Here is an 18,629-nt window from a genome sequence, read left to right on the forward strand (position 1 = left end):
GGAAATCAACTTTTATTATAACTTTAAACTAACAAATACTCCCTAAGAGAAAGTCCATTTTCTTTTGAAGACATACATCTATTAAGAATGAAGGCCTGCTTTTGGAATATATTGTGAACATATATAAAACTATTTTATTGAGAGGTATACAAGGGACTTATGTATATGTTTGTAATGAAAATTTACGAATATATCTTCAACAGTTTATTCCATTGTTTATATCTAAGATTAACACTAAGCAACTAAGGCTATTAGATATGCCAATGGAAAATACAATACCTTTTTATGATCTGCAAATAGCAGCAGGGACATTCTCCGAATTTCAAGAGACCGGTGAGATTAAATATATTGAAATGGAAAAATCATTTAATAGTAACGAATATTTTGCATGTAAGGTCATTGGAGAGTCTATGAATAAGATTATACCTAATGATAGTATCTGCTTATTTAAAAAATACAATGGAGGTTCACGTAACGGATTAATTGTACTGGCTGAAGGGCGAAATATTTTTAATGAAGGATATAATTCTAGCTATACTATTAAGCAGTATTCAAGTAAAAAAAATAGTAATGATGGAGATTGGTATCATGAAGAAATAGTATTGCTTCCCATGTCAACAAATCCAGAGTTTAAAAAACTTGTTCTGAAAGATGATGATATACTTGAATTTAATGTTGTTGGAATTTTTGTTAAGGTATTAGAGTAACACAACAAAAGTTTATTAAAAGAATTAACATCCAAAGTGAATTTATTTGTAACAATTCCTTATTCTATTCCAAACTGTATGACTCTAACGTAGCAATACTACTTATGAAGTATTACCGAACAGATTGTAGTAATAGATCTTTCAAAAACAGAGAGTTTATCAATAATACTTATGGAATTATTGTTAAGAAAAATTATCTACTGTTTGAGGAAGCATAAATAATGACAACAAAAAACAGCTGAAGAATCCTCTTCAGCCGTTTTTTTGAAAATAATATATCAAGAATTTAATCCTGGATAACCATTTTTTTAGAACCCGTCACTTTTCCGTCTGTCATCATGGTATACACATATGTTCCGGATTGCAGATCTGAACCTGATAGGGTGATTGTTCCGTTGCCTTTCTCACGGAGTGGGAGGGATTTCACCAGCTGACCGGAGATGTTGTATACTTCTATAGAGGCCGTTTTTGCACTTTTCGGAAGATAATAGCTGATGCTCGTTCCGTTTTTGGTTGGATTGGGAACATTTTGAGCGAGTTGGGCAACATCTGAAGAAGAAAGATCAGTTAATGAAGCGCTTTTATTTAATAGCAACTGTTTCAGTTCCTCTACTGTATTTTCAAGATTTTTAATGCGGTCTTCCAGTTGTTGGATGGTTTCATCTGAAGCCGAAGCTGTTTTGTTGAGTGGCGTATTCGAAACCATTACATTTCCACTGGGATCTACAACCAGCGCGCGACCGCTTCCCGTGGGCAGGTTTTCATGTCTTACCGTTCCTACCGTATGGAAATTGGCAGTAGGGGCGAGTGTAAGAATACCCACACTTTTATCTTTGATCAGCATCGTTGATGTAGGAGATAAGCCAAACATAATGGACAATGGAATATTGTTAGTCAGTTTCACTCCTCCGGTTCCGGACCCGATCACGAAAGAACGGTTTCCGGTAGCCGCCAGATCAATTCCGAATCCCCCGGAATATACATCCTTAAGATCAATACCTACTCCTAATGCAAATTGGTTTGGGTTTCTGATGATGTTTTTCCAGCCCAATGCTACCGATTTTCCGGCATTGTTCAGAACAATGTTGTCCTGTCCGCTCACGATATTGGCGCCTCCGCCATTGCTGAGATCATTTCCCCAGCCGCTTACTAGGGAGCTTCCGGCTTGTGCTCCAAGAATATTGGAGCTCCCGGTAACGATGCTTCCTTTTACTTTGGCGATATTGGAGTTATTCACGGCGTCTACGATAAACGAACCTGCTTCATTAAGGATAGCCTGCCCCGGATTGGCAGATGCTCCGTTGGTTCTCAGGAAAAAAGGTCTCGGATCTATTGTGCCTGCGTAATTTGCCGATGTGATTCCTGCGTTTCCGGTAATCTGCCACTGCTGGGCATTAGCAATTCCTGTCAAAAAAAGCATAGCTGCTGCCAGGCCACTTTTCATGGATAATAATGATGTTTTCATAAATTTTGAGTTTTGATGGTTTTAGTTATCACTAAGGTATGAAATATTGTCATTGAAATTGATAATTTATCACTTTAATGTGATATTAGGAATTTGTTTATTGCTTTAAATTCAATGATAAAGGCAAATTTATGATTATAATTAATTTCTATGGATTTTATTCATACCATCTAATTATTGAAAATCTTTTTATTACCGGTATTATCTAGAGACAAATAATTATACCTAATCAGGAAATGTATCATAACGATGAATCTCTATGTTCCTGAATAGAACTTCAAGCCGGATTTGTAAATATTGGCTTTGCTTTGAAGAATAAAAATTTAATTTTTTTTAAACAACTGTTTAAATACTATTGTCACGTTAGTTAGGTGTATTTAACTCAAATAATTTCAGGCTAAATGAGACCCTGAAATAAAATTTTGGTACATAAATTGTTGAATAGAAGGCTAACTAAAATTTTATTTTTAATACGTTAAATTATATAAAAAATATTAATTTATTATAAAGTCATATGAATAATTCAAATTTTGGCGCCATTAATGGGAAATTCATTTTCTTATTAATGGTTCTTTTTTATGGTATTGCGAACGCGCAATGCACAGCTTACACAGGTCAGGCAATGAATGCCGGCCAAACTTACTGTCTTACAGGAAATCTTACTTTAGCTAACGATATTACCATCCCGCAGGATGCACTTCTTATCATTGAACCTGGAGGTGCACTTATTGTAAAAGGTATTACGGTAAACGGTAACCTTGAGATCAGGGATGCTGCCAGTGTGAAATCTGAGGGATCAATAATAATAGGCGTTTTCGGAAGTCAGAAAAACTCAAAAGTAAAGTTGGGAACAAAAGCATACCTTTCTCTTACCGGTTCGGTTTCCCAGGGAGATCCTTCATTCATGGGAACATTTCCAGGAGCTACTTCAACCATTGATATGGGAACATACAGCGTTGTGGAAATATGCGGAACTTTCAGCCAGCAATCTGTAACCTATCCTTTTATAAACTATATTGGTGCTCCTTTGGGAAAAGCCTATTGTATTGCCAAAGCTCAGGTAAACGGAGGAGGCAGCTCTATACTCAGTAACGATAGCCAGATTATAGCCATTGCGATGGATACGGTAACAGGGCTCGCTCCCGGCAATGCCAGCTTCTGCGGACCAAACGCCACTCAGTCTTCATGCCCAAGCCTTTGGCCTGCCGGGCTTCCCAATGATAAATTGGCCTGCGGTTTTGCAGATGAGATCGTGCATGAATTAGATGATTACTGTACCAAACCTGGAACCTCAGGAACTCCTGACGGTTATACCAAAATGGGAATTACCATACAACAGAAGACGAATAATTGGCCTGAAAATATTCCTAATGGTTTTCTCGCATTGGAATCGAAAACTAAAGGCTTCGTTATCACCAGGGTACAGCATGTAAGCCAGACTCCTCAGCCAGGAGATGCTGTTGCAGAACCGAAAGAAGGGATGCTTGTCTATGATATTCAGGACAGTTGTGTCAAACTGTACAATGGCGCCCAATGGAAATGTATCGAAAGAAGCTGTAATGATTAACCCAATTTATAAACGATGAAACATATAAAAAACATAAGCACAGTCCTGATATTATTGATTTTTAGTTCTTTTTATGCTCAAGTAGCAATAGAAAAAGAAACAATTGACGGCAGGAGCACCATTCTGGACTTCAATAATACCTCTACCAATACAAAAGGCTTTATTCTTCCCGCCACACAGGGACTTCCTGCAGATAGTCCGGCAAACGGAACATTTGTCTTTGATACATCAGATGATAAAGTGAAGATGTACGAAAATAATGCTTGGAAAGCACTTAGTGATGTAGGAAATTCTGCAGCAGTAATAACTAACGGTTCGGATGAAACCGGAAAGGGAGTCGTAATTGGTAATGAAGAAGGAAGTGCAGACGGAATACTCGTTCTGGAATCAACTGAAAAGGCCATGATTCTTCCCAAAATATCTTCGCCGCATCTTAATGTGAAAAATCCGTACCCGGGAATGATATGTTATGATACAGTCAGTAAAACTTTTGCTGTTTTTGACGGAACAGTCTGGAATTATTGGAAATAGTAATATATCATTTTCATATAATGATTAATTCAAGCCCTGTATTAATAATAACAGGGCTTTTTTATTTTTTTCTTCCGTATAACAAAATTCTTTTGAAAGCATAAATAGCCGGAAGTTTTGGGAAATTCTTTCCAATCCGTTGTTTGAACTCTTTGGTAAACGTTTTTTGCTGTTCTTCACTAAGCTTTTCCAGATAAGGAATCAAGGCTGATCCTGAGATAAAGCGGAATAAAGTTTCATGATCTTCGGCAATAATAGGATATACCTTCTGTGAAAGATTCAAATCTTGAATGCCGTTATCGAAGAGGATCTGTGCATATTCATCAATGGTAAGCACTGCAGAAGGACGGTTCCATCCATTAAGCTGTGTACGGAAAGGCTCTTCATCTGCCAGTTCAAATAGGATTTTATTCAGTGTATTTCCTGGCTGATAAGGCATTTGTACCGCCAACTGTCCGCCGGTATTCAGTTTGGAGATCAGCTTCGGAAACAATTCCTGATGATTGTCCGACCATTGCAGGGCAGCGTTACTGAAAATAAGATCCCAGTTTTCATCAGCTGTCAAAACTTCTTCTGTTTCAGCGAGTCTGAAATGAAGCCGCTTATTTTCCAGGGTTTTGGATTTTTCAAGCATTTCGGGAGAAGAGTCGATCCCTGTAAATACTGCATTGGGAAACTTTTCTGTAAGAATGGCGGTCTGTTCACCCGTTCCGCAGCCTAAATCTACAGCTTTCATCTGTTTTTCATCAGCGATAAGCTCTGCTAGGTCATAAAACGGCTTGAAACGGATATTTTTAAATTGGTTATAAACGTCAGGATTCCAAGGCATATTTTGTAATTTAAATGAAAATACAATTTACTCAATCTGTAATAGAAGGAAGAAAATTAATTATTAAAAGAATCTTAAATATGTTTTCTACTGAAGTATCTATCGCAAATTCAGGAGATTTTATTATAGTTTTGGTAACTTCTAACAGTTTTTAAAAAATTTAATAAGAAATAAAGAATAAAGAATAGAGATCATATCATATTTAAAAATCTGCATAATCCGCTAAATCTGCGAGAGATAAAAAAACACGCTAAGATTAAAACTTATAAAATCTGCACGCTTTCCTTAATACTATTCATCACAAAAATACTTTTCGTCTGTCCAATCCCTTCAATTTCAGAAAGCTTATTCACAAAAAACTCATGGAATTCATCCATATTTGGGGCAAGGATTTTAAGCATAAAATCAAAATCCCCGCTGATGTTGTAAAACTCTACCACCTCTTTGAGCTTACCAACCTCTTCAATAAATTTTCCGGCTGTTTTCTTATTGTGGACATTCAGGGCGATCATGCAGATTACCATCATGCCCTTATTTACTTTTTTGCGGTCCAATACAGCTGTATATTCCTTGATAATTCCAAGCTTTTCCATTCTTTTGATGCGTTCATGAGTAGGAGTAGGGCTCAAATTGATCCTTGCGGAAATATCACGCACACTCATTTTGGCATCCTTCTGTAGCAAACGTAGGATAGATAGGTCTTTTTCGTCAGGATTATAATGTTCTGCAGTCATTTGTTCTGTTTTTAGGCTTGTTATTGGTGGTGATAGTGTATATGTTCTTTTAAATTTAATTAAAATACAAATTCGTTCCAAATTTACTATATAATTTTCACATATGTTCTTTTAAAATTAATTTTGCAGGAAATTTGAATACATGAGTACAAGGAAAAATTTGATATTAATATTAGCATCAGTAGGAACTTTTGTGGAGGCTTTGGATATTGCCATTATTAATTTAACGATTCCTTCTATTCAGGAGCAATTCAATATCGGGGCTGAGATTGTACAATGGTTGCAGACCCTTTATGTACTGTTTTTTGGAGGTTTTCTGATCATTGGCGGAAAACTTTCGGACCAGATCGGGCGCAAGAAAATATTCCTTATCGGGGCTCTGATTTTTATGCTGACTTCTTTAGGTGCAGGACTTTCGCATAGCTTTGAACTTTTGGCCATATTCCGTGCCCTTCAGGGACTGGGAGCGGCTTTGATTATGCCTTCCGCTTTATCCATTGTGACAAATACGTTCAGGGGAGAGCAGGAACGTAACCGTGCTATTGGGATTTTCAGCTCTTTTGCAGCGATTGGTTCGGGAAGCGGGCTTTCTGTAGGGGGAATTATCAGTACGTATCTGAGCTGGCACTGGGTTTTCCTGATTAATGTGCCTGTTCTTTTATTGACGTTAATTTTTGCTTATCAATATCTGCCCGCAGATGAAAAAAGTGAAACCGGGCAGAAAACAGATCTTATATCAGGAATGCTGCTTGTTTTAGGACTACTAAGTCTTACCTACGGAACTCATGAACTGATTCATATCAAAGAGAATCCACTGATGATTATCGGCTCTCTGGTGCTTGCTGTTCTGCTTTTGGCTGCTGTATTTCTAAGGCTGAGATCTGTAGCTCAACCACTGATAGATTTAAAGTTATTGAAACACAGGTCGCTGATGATTTCTAATGCAGTTTTCTTCATGTTGGGTGCGTTTTTTATAGGGTTTCTGTTTCTTATTTCGTTAATGCTTCAGAAAGATATGGGGCATACTGCGGCTGCGGCTGGGCTGATGCTTGTGCCCTTCAGTGTCATGTCTGCACTGGCAGCAAAATTTGTTTTGCCTCATATTTCTAAGAGATTAAATTCTTCCCAGATGGGTGTTTTCGGATGGAGCTTTATGCTGGCGGGAGCTTTATCTTTGCTTATTGCGGTGTATACAGGACATCCACTGGCTGTTGTTTTATTAGGAGCCGCATGTATTTCAGGAATCGGAATGACATTCTGTTTTACGGCGCTTTCGGTAATGGGAATTCAGGATGTGGAACCTTCGCATTATGGCGTGGCATCCAGTCTGAGCTCTACGAGTTACTTCCTGGGAGCCGGCATCGGACTTTCGTTCATGACTTTAATGAGCCAGATCTTTCCTTCTCAGTATGCGGTTGGAGATTTAAGCCTGATCATCCTGGTTGGATACGCTTTGCTGGCCCTTGGAATGCTGCTGTATTTTATTGTTAAAAGCTTAAAAATCAGACAGGCTGAAATAGCAGTTTCATAAAATAAAGGGTATTTATTGTGTTTTTCAATTATCATTTTTGTACAGAATCGTAGGGTATGGTTAACGATAAAGTAAAATGAAACTAGATTCGTCTATCATAATGCAGCAGGTTTTTAAACTATAATCATTATGAAGAATATAAATATACATGAGGGTATTATTCTTATTCCTGATTTCAGCGGATTTACTGAATTTGTGTTCAATACCAAACTTTATACAGGAGAATATATTGTAAGGCAACTACTATCTACGTTGATTGATGTGAATGATCAGTATTTTGAGATTTCAGAGATCGAGGGCGATGCTATTTTATTTTACAGGTACGACAATCATCCGTCTTATGAGCGTATTTCAAAAATGCTCTGGAACATGCGGAATGTATTTAACCGAAAGATTAAAGAATTGAGTAAGGAATTAAGTATACCCATTGATATGTCGCTGAAGTTCATTGTCCACTACGGAAAATTTTCACAATATACGATTGGAAGTTTTAAAAAGCTTTATGGCAAAACAATAGTCGAAGCTCATCAGATGCTTAAGAATGAATTTGCCGAGCAGCCATCTTATGCTCTTTTCAGCAATTCTTTTTTGGAAAACAGCGGAAGTGAAGAGGCAGGAATTAATACACAGAAATATCATCTTCCAGAAGGTGGGATGATCCATTATTTCGAGAATGCCAGCGGATGTTTCTAAGTATTGAGCTTTTATCCTTTTATTTCAAAACAAAAAGATTATTAAACGAAAAAAGCAGATCCTTCAGAACCTGCTTTAAATTTTATATAGAATAATGAAAATTATTTCAACGTAAACTTCACCTTTGTTTTAATCGCATCCGAAGAATTTCCGATCAGCGCCTCAAAATCTCCAGGCTCAGCCGTCCATTCGTGCTTATCCGCATCAAAATAGCTTAATGCTGTTTTATCAATCGTGAAAGTGACTTCCTTCTGCTCGCCGGGATTTAGATATACCTTTTCAAAACCTTTCAGTTCCTTTGCAGGACGTGGTACAGAAGCTTTATTATCACTGATGTATAACTGGGCTACTTCAGCACCGGCTTTCTTTCCTGTATTTTTTACAGTCACGGTGAACGTGATCTTATCGTCCTGGGATATTACTGTTTTATCAGCAGAAGCCTTTCCAAACTCAAATGTAGTGTAGCTCAATCCATGCCCGAAACTGAACAAAGGTTTGATCTTTTTCGTGTCGTGCCAACGGTAACCCACGAACACACCTTCGTTATAGGTAATATTGATCGGGTTTTTCTGGTCTTTTCCTTTTCCTGCCGCCAGTTCATCTTTCTGTCCCGGATATTCTCCCAATTGATGCGCTGAGTTATCTTCCAGCTTCACAGGGAAAGTAAACGGAAGTTTTCCTGACGGATTTGCATCACCAGCCAATACAGAAGCGATAGAATTTCCGGCCTCGGAACCAAGATACCACGACTGTAGAACAGAAGGAACTTCTTTAATCCACGGCATTGCCACAGCATTTCCGGAAACCAGAACAACTGCAAGATTTTTATTCACTTTTGCTAATGCAGAAATCAAATTGTCCTGATTGTAGGGAAGTCCGTAACTTTTTCTGTCATTACCTTCACTGTCCTGAAAATCAGATTTATTAAGTCCCCCAACAAAAATCACATAGTCGGATTTTTTTGCCAGTTCGACAGCTTCGTTCAGTAATTCAGCTGCAGAACGGTCGTCTTTCAGGTCCTGTCCGGATTTTACCCCGTTATATTCTCCGCCGATGTCACCTACATAACCTCTTGCATACTGTACATCAGCCTGTTTGCCGAATCTGGTTTTAATTCCGTCTAATGGAAGTGTTTCATATTTTACTTTTAACGAAGATGATCCGCCGCCAACCGTCATGATCTTGATAGCATTTTCACCGATAACGGCAATTTTTTTAGCTTTATTACTATCGATAGGAAGTACATTTCCCTGATTTTTCAGCAATACAATTCCTTCTTCACCGATCTCTTTAGCAACCGCTTTATGTTCTTCAGAAGCAATATTCCCGAAAGGTTTATTCCTGTTCATCGTTGTTTTGTAGGCTAAACGAAGTAATCTGGTCACTTTATCGTCAAGTTCCTGTGTTCCTACTTTTCCAGCTTTGATGAGGTCTAAATAAGGTTTTGCTAAATAATAATTGTCGTAGGCATTTTTTGTTCCTGCAGAAAGTCCGTTCGTCCAGCTCCCGAATTCAAGGTCCAGGCCGTTGTGGATCGCCTGTTCTGTATTATTTACTGCTCCCCAATCCGAAACGACAACGCCTTTGTAGCCCCATTCCTTTTTCAGAATGTCATTCAAAAGATATTGGTTTTGGCTGGCGTATTGGTTTTTGTACATGTCATAAGCGCCCATGATTGTCCAGGAATCCCCTTCCGTTACCGCTGCTTTGAAGGGTGGAAGATAGATCTCATAAAGCGTTCTGTCATCAATATTGACATTGCTCGTGTGGCGGAACATTTCCTGGTTGTTTAAAGCAAAATGCTTCACAGAAGTGGCCACACCATTAGATTGTACCCCTTTGATATAAGGAACCACCATTTTTGAAGTTAAGTAAGGGTCTTCACCCATATATTCGAAGTTTCTTCCGTTTAAAGGTGTTCTGTAGATATTGACACCAGGTCCCAGAAGAATATCTTTTTTTCTGTAGCGGGCTTCTTCACCCAAAGCTTTCCCGTAATTCCAGGACATCTTTTTGTTCCATGTTGCAGAAAGTGCCGTAAGAGCAGGGTAGGCAATGATAGAGTCGTTCGTCCAACCGGCCTGGTCCCATTCGTCCCACATCACTTCCGGACGTACCCCGTGAGGACCGTCTGTGGTCCAGAATTCAGGAATTCCCAGTCTTGGAACACCGGGCGAACTGAATTTGGACTGTGCATGCAGCATTGCCACCTTTTCTTCTACGGTCATTCGGGAAAGAGCATCCTGAATACGCTGCTCTACAGGTTTTGATTCATCTAAATAAACGGGTTGGGTCTGAGTCTGAGCCATATATGAAGCAGCAATAAAAGTGAATAAACTTACAATGGCGGTTTTCTTGAACATAAAATGCCTTTTTATTGATTAACAACAAAAGTAAGTAAAATTTTTATTATCTCAAATTGAGAAAATAAATTTTAATCAATAGTTTTTTTAACCTCGGGCTTCGAAGCTTGAAGGTAGGAGAGTTTTAGGGTATGGGTTTCATATTCTGAGTTTGAATTCTTTGTTAAGACATACAATCAGGACTCTAAAACTCTCTGACTCTAGAACCTCTCATAACAAACTCATCATATTATTACTCATGATCCTCCCATCCCTTCACTGCACCTCCTTTGAAAATCTCCTCAGCTTTTTTAGCCACTTCATCAGACTGGTAAGCTTTTACAAAGTTTTTAACTTTGGCGGAATTTTTATTGTCATGGGTAGCAACGATTACATTAACGTATGGTGAATCTTTATCTTCGCTGAATACACCTTGTTTAGCAGGATCTAATCCAGCTTGTGATGCGAAATTATTGTTGATAATCGCGATAACTACTTCTTTGTCGTCCAAAACTCTTGGAAGTTGTGGAGCTTCAATCTCTAGGATTTTAAGCTGCTTAGGGTTTTCGGTGATATCGGTAACTTTTGGCAGTAATCCTGTTCCTTCTTTCAGTTTTAAAAGTCCATTTTTCTGAAGAAGAAGGAGAGAGCGTCCTTCGTTAGTGGGGTCATTCGGAATTACGATGGTGCTTCCGTTCTGAAGTTGGCTGATTGTTCTGATCTTCTTTGAATATGCTACAATAGGATAGACGAAAGTATTTCCTACTACAGCCAGTTTGTAGCCTCTCTGTTTCGACTGCTCGTTCAGGTAAGGAACATGCTGGAAAGCATTGGCTTCAATATCTCCGTTATTCAAAGCCTCATTAGGGACCACGTAATCATTGAAGGGAATCAGTTCCACATTAAGATTATATTTTTCCTTGGCTACTTTTTTAGCAGCTTCGGCAATTTCCAGTTCCGGACCGTAGGTAATTCCCACCACAATATGATTGGGATCATCTTTCTTTCCTGAACATGCATAGAGTAGGAAAAGTCCAGCCGCTAAAAGAGCTATTATTTTTATCTTTTTCATTAGATTTTTTTTGATTAAAAGGTGGTTGAGGCACTCGAAGCCACCTGTATTATTTAAATTTTCGTGTACTTCCGCTTACCTGTGATCAAATTTTTTAGCCAATCTGTCTCCCGCAAACTGAATAATAAACACCAGTGCTACTAACAGCACTAATACCACGTTCATAATCACAGCATCATAACCGATGTAGCCGTATTGATAACCAATCTGTCCCAATCCACCGGCTCCCAAAGCTCCACCCATTGCAGAATAACCCACCAAAGTGATCAGGGTGATCGCTGCATTGTTGATCAGGGAAGGAAGCGCTTCAGGAAGAAGTACTTTCTTGATGATCTGTAAAGGAGATGCTCCCAAAGCCCTTGCTGTTTCTATTAATCCATGTGGAACTTCAAGAAGGCTGTTTTCCACCAGTCTGGCGATAAACGGAGCTGCTCCGACACTCAACGGAACCAAGGCTGCATTCATTCCAATAGAAGTTCCGATGATCACTCTTGTGAAAGGGATCATCCAGACGATTAAAATAATAAAAGGAATAGACCGGAAAATATTAACCAGAATAGAGGTTATTCTGTAATACACTGCATTTTCCAACAACTGTCCTTTCCTTGTTAAAAATAATAGAATCCCGACCGGAAGACCTAAAACAAATCCAAAAAATCCCGAAACAAACGTCATATAAACCGTTTCCCAAAGTCCCTTTCCCAAAAGAGAAATTACCAAATCACTAAGCATATCCTTTTACTGTATTTTGAATTTTATTCTGGTTGAAATAGTAGATCGCTTTCTGGTTTTCCTCGGCTTCTCCCTGCAGTTGAAGCAGAAGTTTTCCGAAGTTTGAATTGCCGAGATATTCTACATCGGCTTTCAGAAGCCGGTAAGGTATTTTATATTGGTCATAAAGCGTTGAAAGTAGTTTTTCAACACTTATATTTTCGTTGAGTTCTATTTCAACTAGCGGAAATAAACCGTCTTGAGGTTTTTTCTGCAGTTTTTTATTGAGTTCCTGAGGTATCGTCATGATATCTGAATTTATAAATTGGCGGATCACCGGATTTTCTTTATCCGAGATGATTTCGCTTAATGTTCCTTTTGCTAATAATTTACCTTTGTCGATAACCGCCACGTGATTGCAAACGGCCTTGATGACTTCCATTTCATGCGTGATCAACAGGATTGTAATGCCAAGCCTTTGGTTAATATCTCTCAAAAGCTGCAGAATAGATTGTGTGGTTGCCGGATCCAGCGCGCTTGTGGCTTCGTCACAGAGAAGGAGGTAAGGATCATTTGCTAAAGCCCTTGCAATGGCTACTCTCTGTTTCTGCCCTCCGGAAAGGCTTTTGGGATAATCATTGACCTTATCTTCCAGCCCTACGATCTTCAACAGTTCATTGACTTTTCTTTTGATCTCATCCTTACTGACATGATCCAGTTCTAATGAAAGTGCTACATTATCAAAAACAGTTCTTGATGAAAGCAGGTTAAAATGCTGGAAGATCATTCCTATTTTTTTCCGTTCACCCGCAAGCTGTTTTGAACTTAGCTTAGTGAAATCTCTTCCGTTGATGATGATCTGACCTTCATCAGGTCTTTCCAGAAGATTCACAGTACGGATCAAAGTACTTTTTCCTGCCCCGGAAAACCCGATGATACCAACAATATCTCCTTTTTCTATGCTCAGGCTTACCTGATCCAGAGCTTTGAAGGACTGCTTTTTCTGATGAAATGTCTTTGAAATGTTTTTGATTTCTATCATTTTTAATGTCTAGTTTTAATTTTAAATAGGCTGATACGGTCGTGCGGTTTTATTGAAAAACCGCTTCAGTCTTCTTATCTTCACTTTTGATCTTTTTGAAAGTCTGAAGTACTTAGTTACATTGGTGAGCAAAACTCCCACTAAGATCACGGATAATCCGTAGAGCTGACTTCCGTTAATAGTCTGCCCGGCTACGATCCAGCCTGCCAATACGGTAACAATAGGGTTGATATAAGTATGTGTACTTACCAAAGCTGCAGGTTTTACGGAAAGCAGCCATATGTAAGATAAATAAGCGACTATCGATCCGAAGAACACCAGGAACAGAACACCAGCCCATGCCGATACCGGAACATTGGAGAATGAAAAACCATGCCATTCTTTTCTGAATGCAGCAATAATAAAGGCGGCAACACCTGCTGTGATAAGCTGCTGTGCTATATTCATAAACGTAGACTGTGAGGCCGGGTTTTTCTTTGAATATAAAGATCCGAGTACCCAGGCCACAGAACTTAACGCCAGTACAATAAATGCGGTGATACGAAGATTGCTGTCTGTCGCTGCATGGTGTGCACTGGAAACGCTTCCGTTCAGGAATAAGATTAGGCCTACAAACCCAATAATTAGACCTATCGGGATGAATTTATCTGAGAAATAATACTTCCAGTTTTTCTTATCAATAGCAATAAACCAGAACGGTCCTGTTGCAATGGCAATCGCTGCTTCAGAAGCCGATACATACTGCTCGCCCCAGGCGACAAGACCGGTTCCACCAGTAAGAATAAGTATTCCTGTGATGGCATTCTTTTTCCAGTTGATGAGAGAATTGGCTTTTTCACCCTTGGCCAGCAGCCAGCCTATCATCAAAAGCCCTGCCGCCAGGAAACGGAATCCGGAAAGAATAAAAGGAGGAAACCCTTTAAGGCCGAATGAAATGGCAAGAAATGTAATTCCCCAAATCACGTAAATATTGATAAATGCCACCGGCACCAGCCAGCTGTTTTTAGAAGTGCTCATCTGTATATTTTTTGTGTGATGTGTATTAAAATAAAAAGGCCCTACAACGTGGTAAGGCCTTTAGAATATGTAATATAAAAATAAGGTCAGCCACGGGATTTTTGATGCATAGGCATACAGTTGCACATCATCATAGTTTTGATGGTCTGTTTCTTCACTGATTTATGTTTAAATCCTTGTATCATTTTGTTTTTCTTTTCCTGAATACGGTTGCAAATATAGGACATATATTTTTAGTAGTCTACTAAAATGATGGACTTTTTGATATTTTTTATTGTATTGATTTTTAATTAATTGTTTTTCAGTGAATTAATTTATTTTAAGTTTTGTTAATATTCATAGATAATAAACTTTTTTATTGCTTAATTCTACTTAGATTATTAAAGAAAGACGTTTAACCATTATTTTTCTATAGCCTCAACCAGTAACCACAACTCCCGAACAAAATTAGCTTAATCCAAAAAAAATCCCGACTTTTGTCCCCCTTCAATAATTCCGAAAATTCATGAAACTTTGTATTGCCGAAAAGCCCAGTGTTGCCAGAGATATCGCCAAAGTATTAGGTGCTACTACACCTAAACAGGGCTATATGGAAGGTAACGGATACTGCGTGACATGGACGTTCGGGCACCTTTGCACCCTAAAGGAACCTCACGATTATGGCCCTCAATACAAATCCTGGAATTTGTTTTTGTTACCTATAATTCCAGCCAGTTTTGGGATCAAATTAATCCCTAACAAAGGCGTGGAAAACCAGTTCAAAGTCATTGAAAGATTAGTGGAAGAATGTGATGAGGTTATCAACTGTGGTGATGCCGGGCAGGAGGGAGAACTGATCCAGCGGTGGGTTTTGCAGAAAGCAAAATGCAGTAAGCCCGTTCAGCGTTTATGGATTTCGTCCCTGACTGAAGAGGCAATTAAAGAAGGTTTTGAAAATCTGAAACCCGCTGAAGAGTATAAAAATCTTTATCTGGCAGGAAATGCAAGAGCGATTGGTGACTGGCTGCTAGGAATTAATGCAACGAGATTATTTACCAAAAAGTTTGGAGGAAATAAAGCAGTTCTTTCCATCGGAAGAGTGCAGACGCCTACATTAGCGATGCTGGTCCAGCGTCAGAAAGAGATTGATGCATTCAATACCGAGGAATATTGGGAACTCAAAACCAAATACCGTGACGTAATTTTTAATGCAGCGATTGACCGTTTAAAAACTTTAGACCGTGCTGAAAAAGGACTTGAATACCTTAAACTGAATCCTTTTGAAATAGTCTCGTTTGAAATTAAAGAAGGAAAAGAAAAAAATCTGAGACTTTTCGATTTGACAGGACTTCAGGTGGAAGCCAATAAAAAATATGGCTACTCCGCAGAAAATACTTTAAATTATATCCAGAGTCTATACGAGAAAAAGCATGTGACTTATCCGCGTGTGGATACCACTTATCTATCTGAAAGTCTGTATCCTAAAATTGAAGGAATTCTTCGGAAAATGCATTTTTACCAGGATTTGGTTTCCCCGTTATTGGAAGCTCCTATTCCCAAATCAAAAGCTGTTTTTGATGATACGAAAGTGACTGATCACCATGCAATTATCCCTACTGAAGTTCCGCCTTCTCAAAACCTGAGCAGGGAAGAGAAGTTGGTGTATGACCTGATTGCAAAACGTTTTATTTCTGTTTTTTATCCTGAATGTAAAATTTCAAATACCTTGGTAGAAGGAAAAGTAGGAACTATTCCTTTTAAGACGAGTGGAAGGCAGGTTCTGGAACCAGGATGGAGAGCAGTGTATGCAAAAGAACCAAAGGAAGAATCTACGGATAAAGAAAAAGAGAAGGAAGAAGAACAGACTATCCCTGAATTTACCGTTGGAGAAACAGGGCCACATGACCCGATGATTCACCAGGGAAAAACCACACCACCAAAACCATATACCGAAGCAACTTTGCTGAGGGCAATGGAAACTGCCGGAAAACAGGTAGAGGACGAAGAATTACGTGAACTTCTGAAGAATAACGGAATCGGAAGACCATCTACCCGTGCCAATATCATAGAAACCCTTTTCAAAAGGAAATATATTGAGAAGAAAAGGAAAAACCTGATCGCTACCCAAACCGGAATTCAGTTAATTGATACCATAGAAGACGAACTTCTGAAAAGTCCCGAATTAACGGGAGAATGGGAGTCAAAACTCCGTAAAATTGAAAAAGGAGAATATGAAGCCAACCAGTTCAAAGAAGAATTGATTCAGATGGTAACGGAACTGACCGAAAAAGTGGTGTATGGAAAAGGAAAAGTAATTACATTATACGAAGAAAAAGAAGAGGTCAAAGAAAAAATAAAACGTGAGCCTGCCGTAAAAAAAGAGCTCCAGTCCTGGGAAGAAACCAAATGTCCAAAATGTAAAGAACACCATCTGATCAAGGGAAAAGCCGCTGTAGGATGCTCTGATTTCAAGAACTGCGGTTTCAAAATCACCTTTGATATTTTTGGTAAGAAGCTTTCAGACAAACAGCTTTTAGATCTTGTTTTAAAAGGAAAAACTTCAAAATTGAAAGGATTTACTACCCACGCCGAAGCCTTAACAGAGGGAGTTTTAGCGCTTGGAGAGGATTTTCAGGTGCAGCTTTCTTAAATTTAACGGAATAATTTATCATACCAGCCACTGATGTCTTTCTTAATGGCATCATGATATTTACACAAGACTTGAGCCAGTTCAAGCTCTGATCTTTCGGATTTGTAGCTGTTTAAAGTAAGATAACCGAAAAAATTACCATCCTGATCAACAATGGCCGGCGGATAGGAAGCATAATTGCTCCACGGAGAATACGTACTGTATGAACTTCCGTAGTTTCCATAACCGTTCCAGATGGATTTAGAACTAAGCACATTTCCATAGTCGCTGTAAGCATTCCAGATTGAATTTTTATCAAAAGTATCACAGTTTAGACAGCCAAGATATTGATCCTGGTTGGAACCACCATACAGATGCAAGGTCTGAGCCTGAAAAATAAAGCAAATCAGGATGCTTAAAAATGTGAAGGTCTTTGTTGTGATCATATGGATGCTGTTTACTGCAAAGCTACCATTTTTATAAGTGTTTTATAATCCTATTATTTAACCACAAAAGGCACAAAAGGTTTGGGCACTTAAGCTTTTAAGTAAATATATTAAGCATAAAAGTACACTTAAGTTTCTATAAAAATCTTTGATTGTCTGCTATGTGCTCCTTGTTTTCACAACAGTAAAAAACTTTTGTGCTAAAAAACTTGCCTAACGTAAAAGTTTTAGCACTAAGAAGTAAACTTGTTCCAAATTTTCTGGTATTTCTGAAAAACATTGATGTACTTTGTATTTAGATTCAGATTATCATGACTCCAGAAAAAAAGAAACTCATCACAGACAGCTTTGGCCGCTCAGAAACATTGAAATTTTACAATGCAGAATTGCTGGAAGTAGACACCGGTTTCGTTTCCATCAAAATTCCCAAAATGGAAATGATGACCCGTAAAGCCGGAATGTTCAATGGTGCTATGATCGCTTCTCTGGTAGATGTTTCTTCAGGATATGCTTCGGTAAGCCATTATAAAGATGATTGTTATGTAGTTACGGTTGAACTGAAGGTCAATTATCTTCGTCCCGCTTTAGGAGACGCTTTGATATCACGTTCTTACGTTATCAAAGGAGGAGCAAAAATTATTGTGGTAAGGACTGAAATTTATGTTCTTGATGAAAGTACTGGTTCGGAAAGTCATGTGGCGACTTCATTGGTAACCATGATGAGGCTCAAATAAATAGAATCGTAGACAAAAAATATTCGATAAATACAGGGATTATCGGCTTTTTTTAGGGTTAAATGGAACAGGATTTGCAACGTAAATACCATAACATTAAAAAATAATAATATGAACTTAATTATCAGGCTGTTCATTACAGCAATCATTGCATACCTTTTAACTAAGGTGCTTCCGGGTGTACATTTCGAAGGATTTTCTTCGGCAATTATTTTTGCCATCGTATTGGGGGTATTGAATATTTTTGTAAAACCTATTTTGGGACTTTTAGGTCTTCCGCTTACAATCATTACTTTAGGATTATTTGCCTTGGTAATCAACGCAGTGATCATTTTGATCGCAGATTATTTTATAGACAGTATGGTGGTAGATGGCTTCTGGTGGGCATTGATCTTCAGTGTACTGCTGTCCTTTGTGACTTCATTGGCCAATTCTATGTTTTCAGATGGAGATTAATTGATCCAATATAAATACAATCATAGGTCTGCTGTTTTACGGCAGACTTTTTTATTGCTTTAAATTGTAATATTATTCAGTTTAAAATAGCTGGTATGAAAATGTTTTACAATTATATTTACCATTTTCAAAAATATTTATATT

Annotated in this window: 17 protein-coding genes; 8 read left to right on the forward strand and 9 right to left on the reverse strand. The window is 38.3% G+C overall.

The features are described from left to right. Window positions 1-137: 137 nt before the first annotated feature. Window positions 138-707, forward strand: coding sequence for a S24 family peptidase (locus ACMGDK_RS18150; RefSeq protein ID WP_436809224.1), 570 nt, complete (start codon window positions 138-140; stop codon window positions 705-707). A gap of 286 nt (window positions 708-993) precedes the next feature. Here ACMGDK_RS18150 and ACMGDK_RS18155 read toward each other — a convergent pair whose 3' ends face one another. Further along, window positions 994-2,172, reverse strand: a complete 1,179-nt coding sequence (locus ACMGDK_RS18155) for a T9SS type A sorting domain-containing protein (protein WP_436809225.1) — start codon at window positions 2,170-2,172, stop codon at window positions 994-996. A gap of 514 nt (window positions 2,173-2,686) precedes the next feature. On the opposite strand from ACMGDK_RS18155, the gene ACMGDK_RS18160 reads away from it, so the two are divergent. Next, entirely contained in the window at window positions 2,687-3,739 is a 1,053-nt protein-coding gene (locus tag ACMGDK_RS18160) for a phage tail-like protein (RefSeq protein WP_436809226.1), read from the forward strand. A gap of 15 nt (window positions 3,740-3,754) precedes the next feature. Next, on the forward strand, window positions 3,755-4,270 hold the full coding sequence (locus ACMGDK_RS18165; protein WP_436809227.1) for a phage tail-like protein: 516 nt from the start codon (window positions 3,755-3,757) through the stop codon (window positions 4,268-4,270). A gap of 61 nt (window positions 4,271-4,331) precedes the next feature. On the opposite strand, the gene ACMGDK_RS18170 is transcribed toward ACMGDK_RS18165, so the two are convergent. Further along, window positions 4,332-5,099: a methyltransferase domain-containing protein gene (locus ACMGDK_RS18170; protein ID WP_436809228.1), complete on the reverse strand. Its 768-nt coding sequence runs from the start codon at window positions 5,097-5,099 to the stop codon at window positions 4,332-4,334. Window positions 5,100-5,362: 263 nt separating this feature from the next. Next, on the reverse strand, window positions 5,363-5,833 hold the full coding sequence (locus ACMGDK_RS18175) for an Lrp/AsnC family transcriptional regulator (RefSeq protein ID WP_436809229.1): 471 nt from the start codon (window positions 5,831-5,833) through the stop codon (window positions 5,363-5,365). Between the two features lie 142 nt (window positions 5,834-5,975). On the opposite strand from ACMGDK_RS18175, the gene ACMGDK_RS18180 reads away from it, so the two are divergent. Continuing rightward, window positions 5,976-7,364, forward strand: a complete 1,389-nt coding sequence (locus ACMGDK_RS18180) for an MFS transporter (protein WP_436809230.1) — start codon at window positions 5,976-5,978, stop codon at window positions 7,362-7,364. Window positions 7,365-7,493: 129 nt separating this feature from the next. Beyond that, a complete protein-coding gene (locus ACMGDK_RS18185) occupies window positions 7,494-8,057 on the forward strand; it encodes a DUF2652 domain-containing protein (RefSeq protein ID WP_436809231.1) in 564 nt (187 codons plus the stop codon). Window positions 8,058-8,158: 101 nt separating this feature from the next. Here ACMGDK_RS18185 and ACMGDK_RS18190 read toward each other — a convergent pair whose 3' ends face one another. The 5 genes from ACMGDK_RS18190 to ACMGDK_RS18210 form a co-directional block, all read right to left on the reverse strand. After that, window positions 8,159-10,420, reverse strand: a complete 2,262-nt coding sequence (locus ACMGDK_RS18190) for a glycoside hydrolase family 3 C-terminal domain-containing protein (RefSeq protein ID WP_436809232.1) — start codon at window positions 10,418-10,420, stop codon at window positions 8,159-8,161. Between the two features lie 232 nt (window positions 10,421-10,652). Continuing rightward, window positions 10,653-11,471: a methionine ABC transporter substrate-binding lipoprotein MetQ gene (gene metQ, locus ACMGDK_RS18195; RefSeq protein ID WP_436809233.1), complete on the reverse strand. Its 819-nt coding sequence runs from the start codon at window positions 11,469-11,471 to the stop codon at window positions 10,653-10,655. Between the two features lie 75 nt (window positions 11,472-11,546). Continuing rightward, on the reverse strand, window positions 11,547-12,203 hold the full coding sequence (gene metI, locus ACMGDK_RS18200; RefSeq protein ID WP_436809234.1) for a methionine ABC transporter permease MetI: 657 nt from the start codon (window positions 12,201-12,203) through the stop codon (window positions 11,547-11,549). After that, entirely contained in the window at window positions 12,196-13,224 is a 1,029-nt protein-coding gene (locus ACMGDK_RS18205; protein WP_436809235.1) for a methionine ABC transporter ATP-binding protein, read from the reverse strand. The genes metI and ACMGDK_RS18205 overlap by 8 nt, the downstream gene beginning before the upstream one ends. A 21-nt stretch (window positions 13,225-13,245) precedes the next feature. After that, a complete protein-coding gene (locus ACMGDK_RS18210; RefSeq protein WP_436809236.1) occupies window positions 13,246-14,241 on the reverse strand; it encodes an EamA family transporter in 996 nt (331 codons plus the stop codon). Between the two features lie 505 nt (window positions 14,242-14,746). Between ACMGDK_RS18210 and ACMGDK_RS18215 the strand changes: the two genes are divergently transcribed. Next, the gene (locus ACMGDK_RS18215) at window positions 14,747-16,870 is read left to right on the forward strand and encodes a type IA DNA topoisomerase (RefSeq protein ID WP_436809237.1); all 2,124 of its coding nucleotides are present in this window, start codon (window positions 14,747-14,749) and stop codon (window positions 16,868-16,870) included. Between the two features lie 2 nt (window positions 16,871-16,872). Here ACMGDK_RS18215 and ACMGDK_RS18220 read toward each other — a convergent pair whose 3' ends face one another. Next, window positions 16,873-17,295 carry a hypothetical protein gene (locus tag ACMGDK_RS18220; protein WP_436809238.1) on the reverse strand — a complete coding sequence of 141 codons (423 nt, stop codon included), beginning with the start codon at window positions 17,293-17,295 and terminating at the stop codon, window positions 16,873-16,875. Between the two features lie 311 nt (window positions 17,296-17,606). Here ACMGDK_RS18220 and ACMGDK_RS18225 point away from each other — a divergent pair, with 311 nt between their 5' ends. Then, on the forward strand, window positions 17,607-18,029 hold the full coding sequence (locus ACMGDK_RS18225; RefSeq protein WP_436809239.1) for a PaaI family thioesterase: 423 nt from the start codon (window positions 17,607-17,609) through the stop codon (window positions 18,027-18,029). Between the two features lie 111 nt (window positions 18,030-18,140). Then, window positions 18,141-18,485 carry a phage holin family protein gene (locus ACMGDK_RS18230; protein ID WP_436809240.1) on the forward strand — a complete coding sequence of 115 codons (345 nt, stop codon included), beginning with the start codon at window positions 18,141-18,143 and terminating at the stop codon, window positions 18,483-18,485. Window positions 18,486-18,629: the final 144 nt, after the last annotated feature.

This window comes from Chryseobacterium hilariae, from assembly GCF_051400735.1.
Lineage (GTDB): Bacteria > Bacteroidota > Bacteroidia > Flavobacteriales > Weeksellaceae > Chryseobacterium.

What these genes read in the sequence shown, in the direction of transcription:
- ACMGDK_RS18230 (WP_436809240.1), top strand. Translation starts at nt 18,141, where the DNA reads ATGAACTTAATTATCAGGCTGTTCATTACAGCAATCATTGCATACCTT.
- ACMGDK_RS18220 (WP_436809238.1), bottom strand. Translation starts at nt 17,295, where the DNA reads ATGATCACAACAAAGACCTTCACATTTTTAAGCATCCTGATTTGCTTT.
- ACMGDK_RS18225 (WP_436809239.1), top strand. Translation starts at nt 17,607, where the DNA reads ATGACTCCAGAAAAAAAGAAACTCATCACAGACAGCTTTGGCCGCTCA.
- metI (WP_436809234.1), bottom strand. Translation starts at nt 12,203, where the DNA reads ATGCTTAGTGATTTGGTAATTTCTCTTTTGGGAAAGGGACTTTGGGAA.
- ACMGDK_RS18210 (WP_436809236.1), bottom strand. Translation starts at nt 14,241, where the DNA reads ATGAGCACTTCTAAAAACAGCTGGCTGGTGCCGGTGGCATTTATCAAT.
- ACMGDK_RS18215 (WP_436809237.1), top strand. Translation starts at nt 14,747, where the DNA reads ATGAAACTTTGTATTGCCGAAAAGCCCAGTGTTGCCAGAGATATCGCC.
- ACMGDK_RS18165 (WP_436809227.1), top strand. Translation starts at nt 3,755, where the DNA reads ATGAAACATATAAAAAACATAAGCACAGTCCTGATATTATTGATTTTT.
- ACMGDK_RS18175 (WP_436809229.1), bottom strand. Translation starts at nt 5,833, where the DNA reads ATGACTGCAGAACATTATAATCCTGACGAAAAAGACCTATCTATCCTA.
- metQ (WP_436809233.1), bottom strand. Translation starts at nt 11,471, where the DNA reads ATGAAAAAGATAAAAATAATAGCTCTTTTAGCGGCTGGACTTTTCCTA.
- ACMGDK_RS18160 (WP_436809226.1), top strand. Translation starts at nt 2,687, where the DNA reads ATGAATAATTCAAATTTTGGCGCCATTAATGGGAAATTCATTTTCTTA.
- ACMGDK_RS18190 (WP_436809232.1), bottom strand. Translation starts at nt 10,420, where the DNA reads ATGTTCAAGAAAACCGCCATTGTAAGTTTATTCACTTTTATTGCTGCT.
- ACMGDK_RS18185 (WP_436809231.1), top strand. Translation starts at nt 7,494, where the DNA reads ATGAAGAATATAAATATACATGAGGGTATTATTCTTATTCCTGATTTC.
- ACMGDK_RS18155 (WP_436809225.1), bottom strand. Translation starts at nt 2,172, where the DNA reads ATGAAAACATCATTATTATCCATGAAAAGTGGCCTGGCAGCAGCTATG.
- ACMGDK_RS18205 (WP_436809235.1), bottom strand. Translation starts at nt 13,224, where the DNA reads ATGATAGAAATCAAAAACATTTCAAAGACATTTCATCAGAAAAAGCAG.
- ACMGDK_RS18170 (WP_436809228.1), bottom strand. Translation starts at nt 5,099, where the DNA reads ATGCCTTGGAATCCTGACGTTTATAACCAATTTAAAAATATCCGTTTC.
- ACMGDK_RS18180 (WP_436809230.1), top strand. Translation starts at nt 5,976, where the DNA reads ATGAGTACAAGGAAAAATTTGATATTAATATTAGCATCAGTAGGAACT.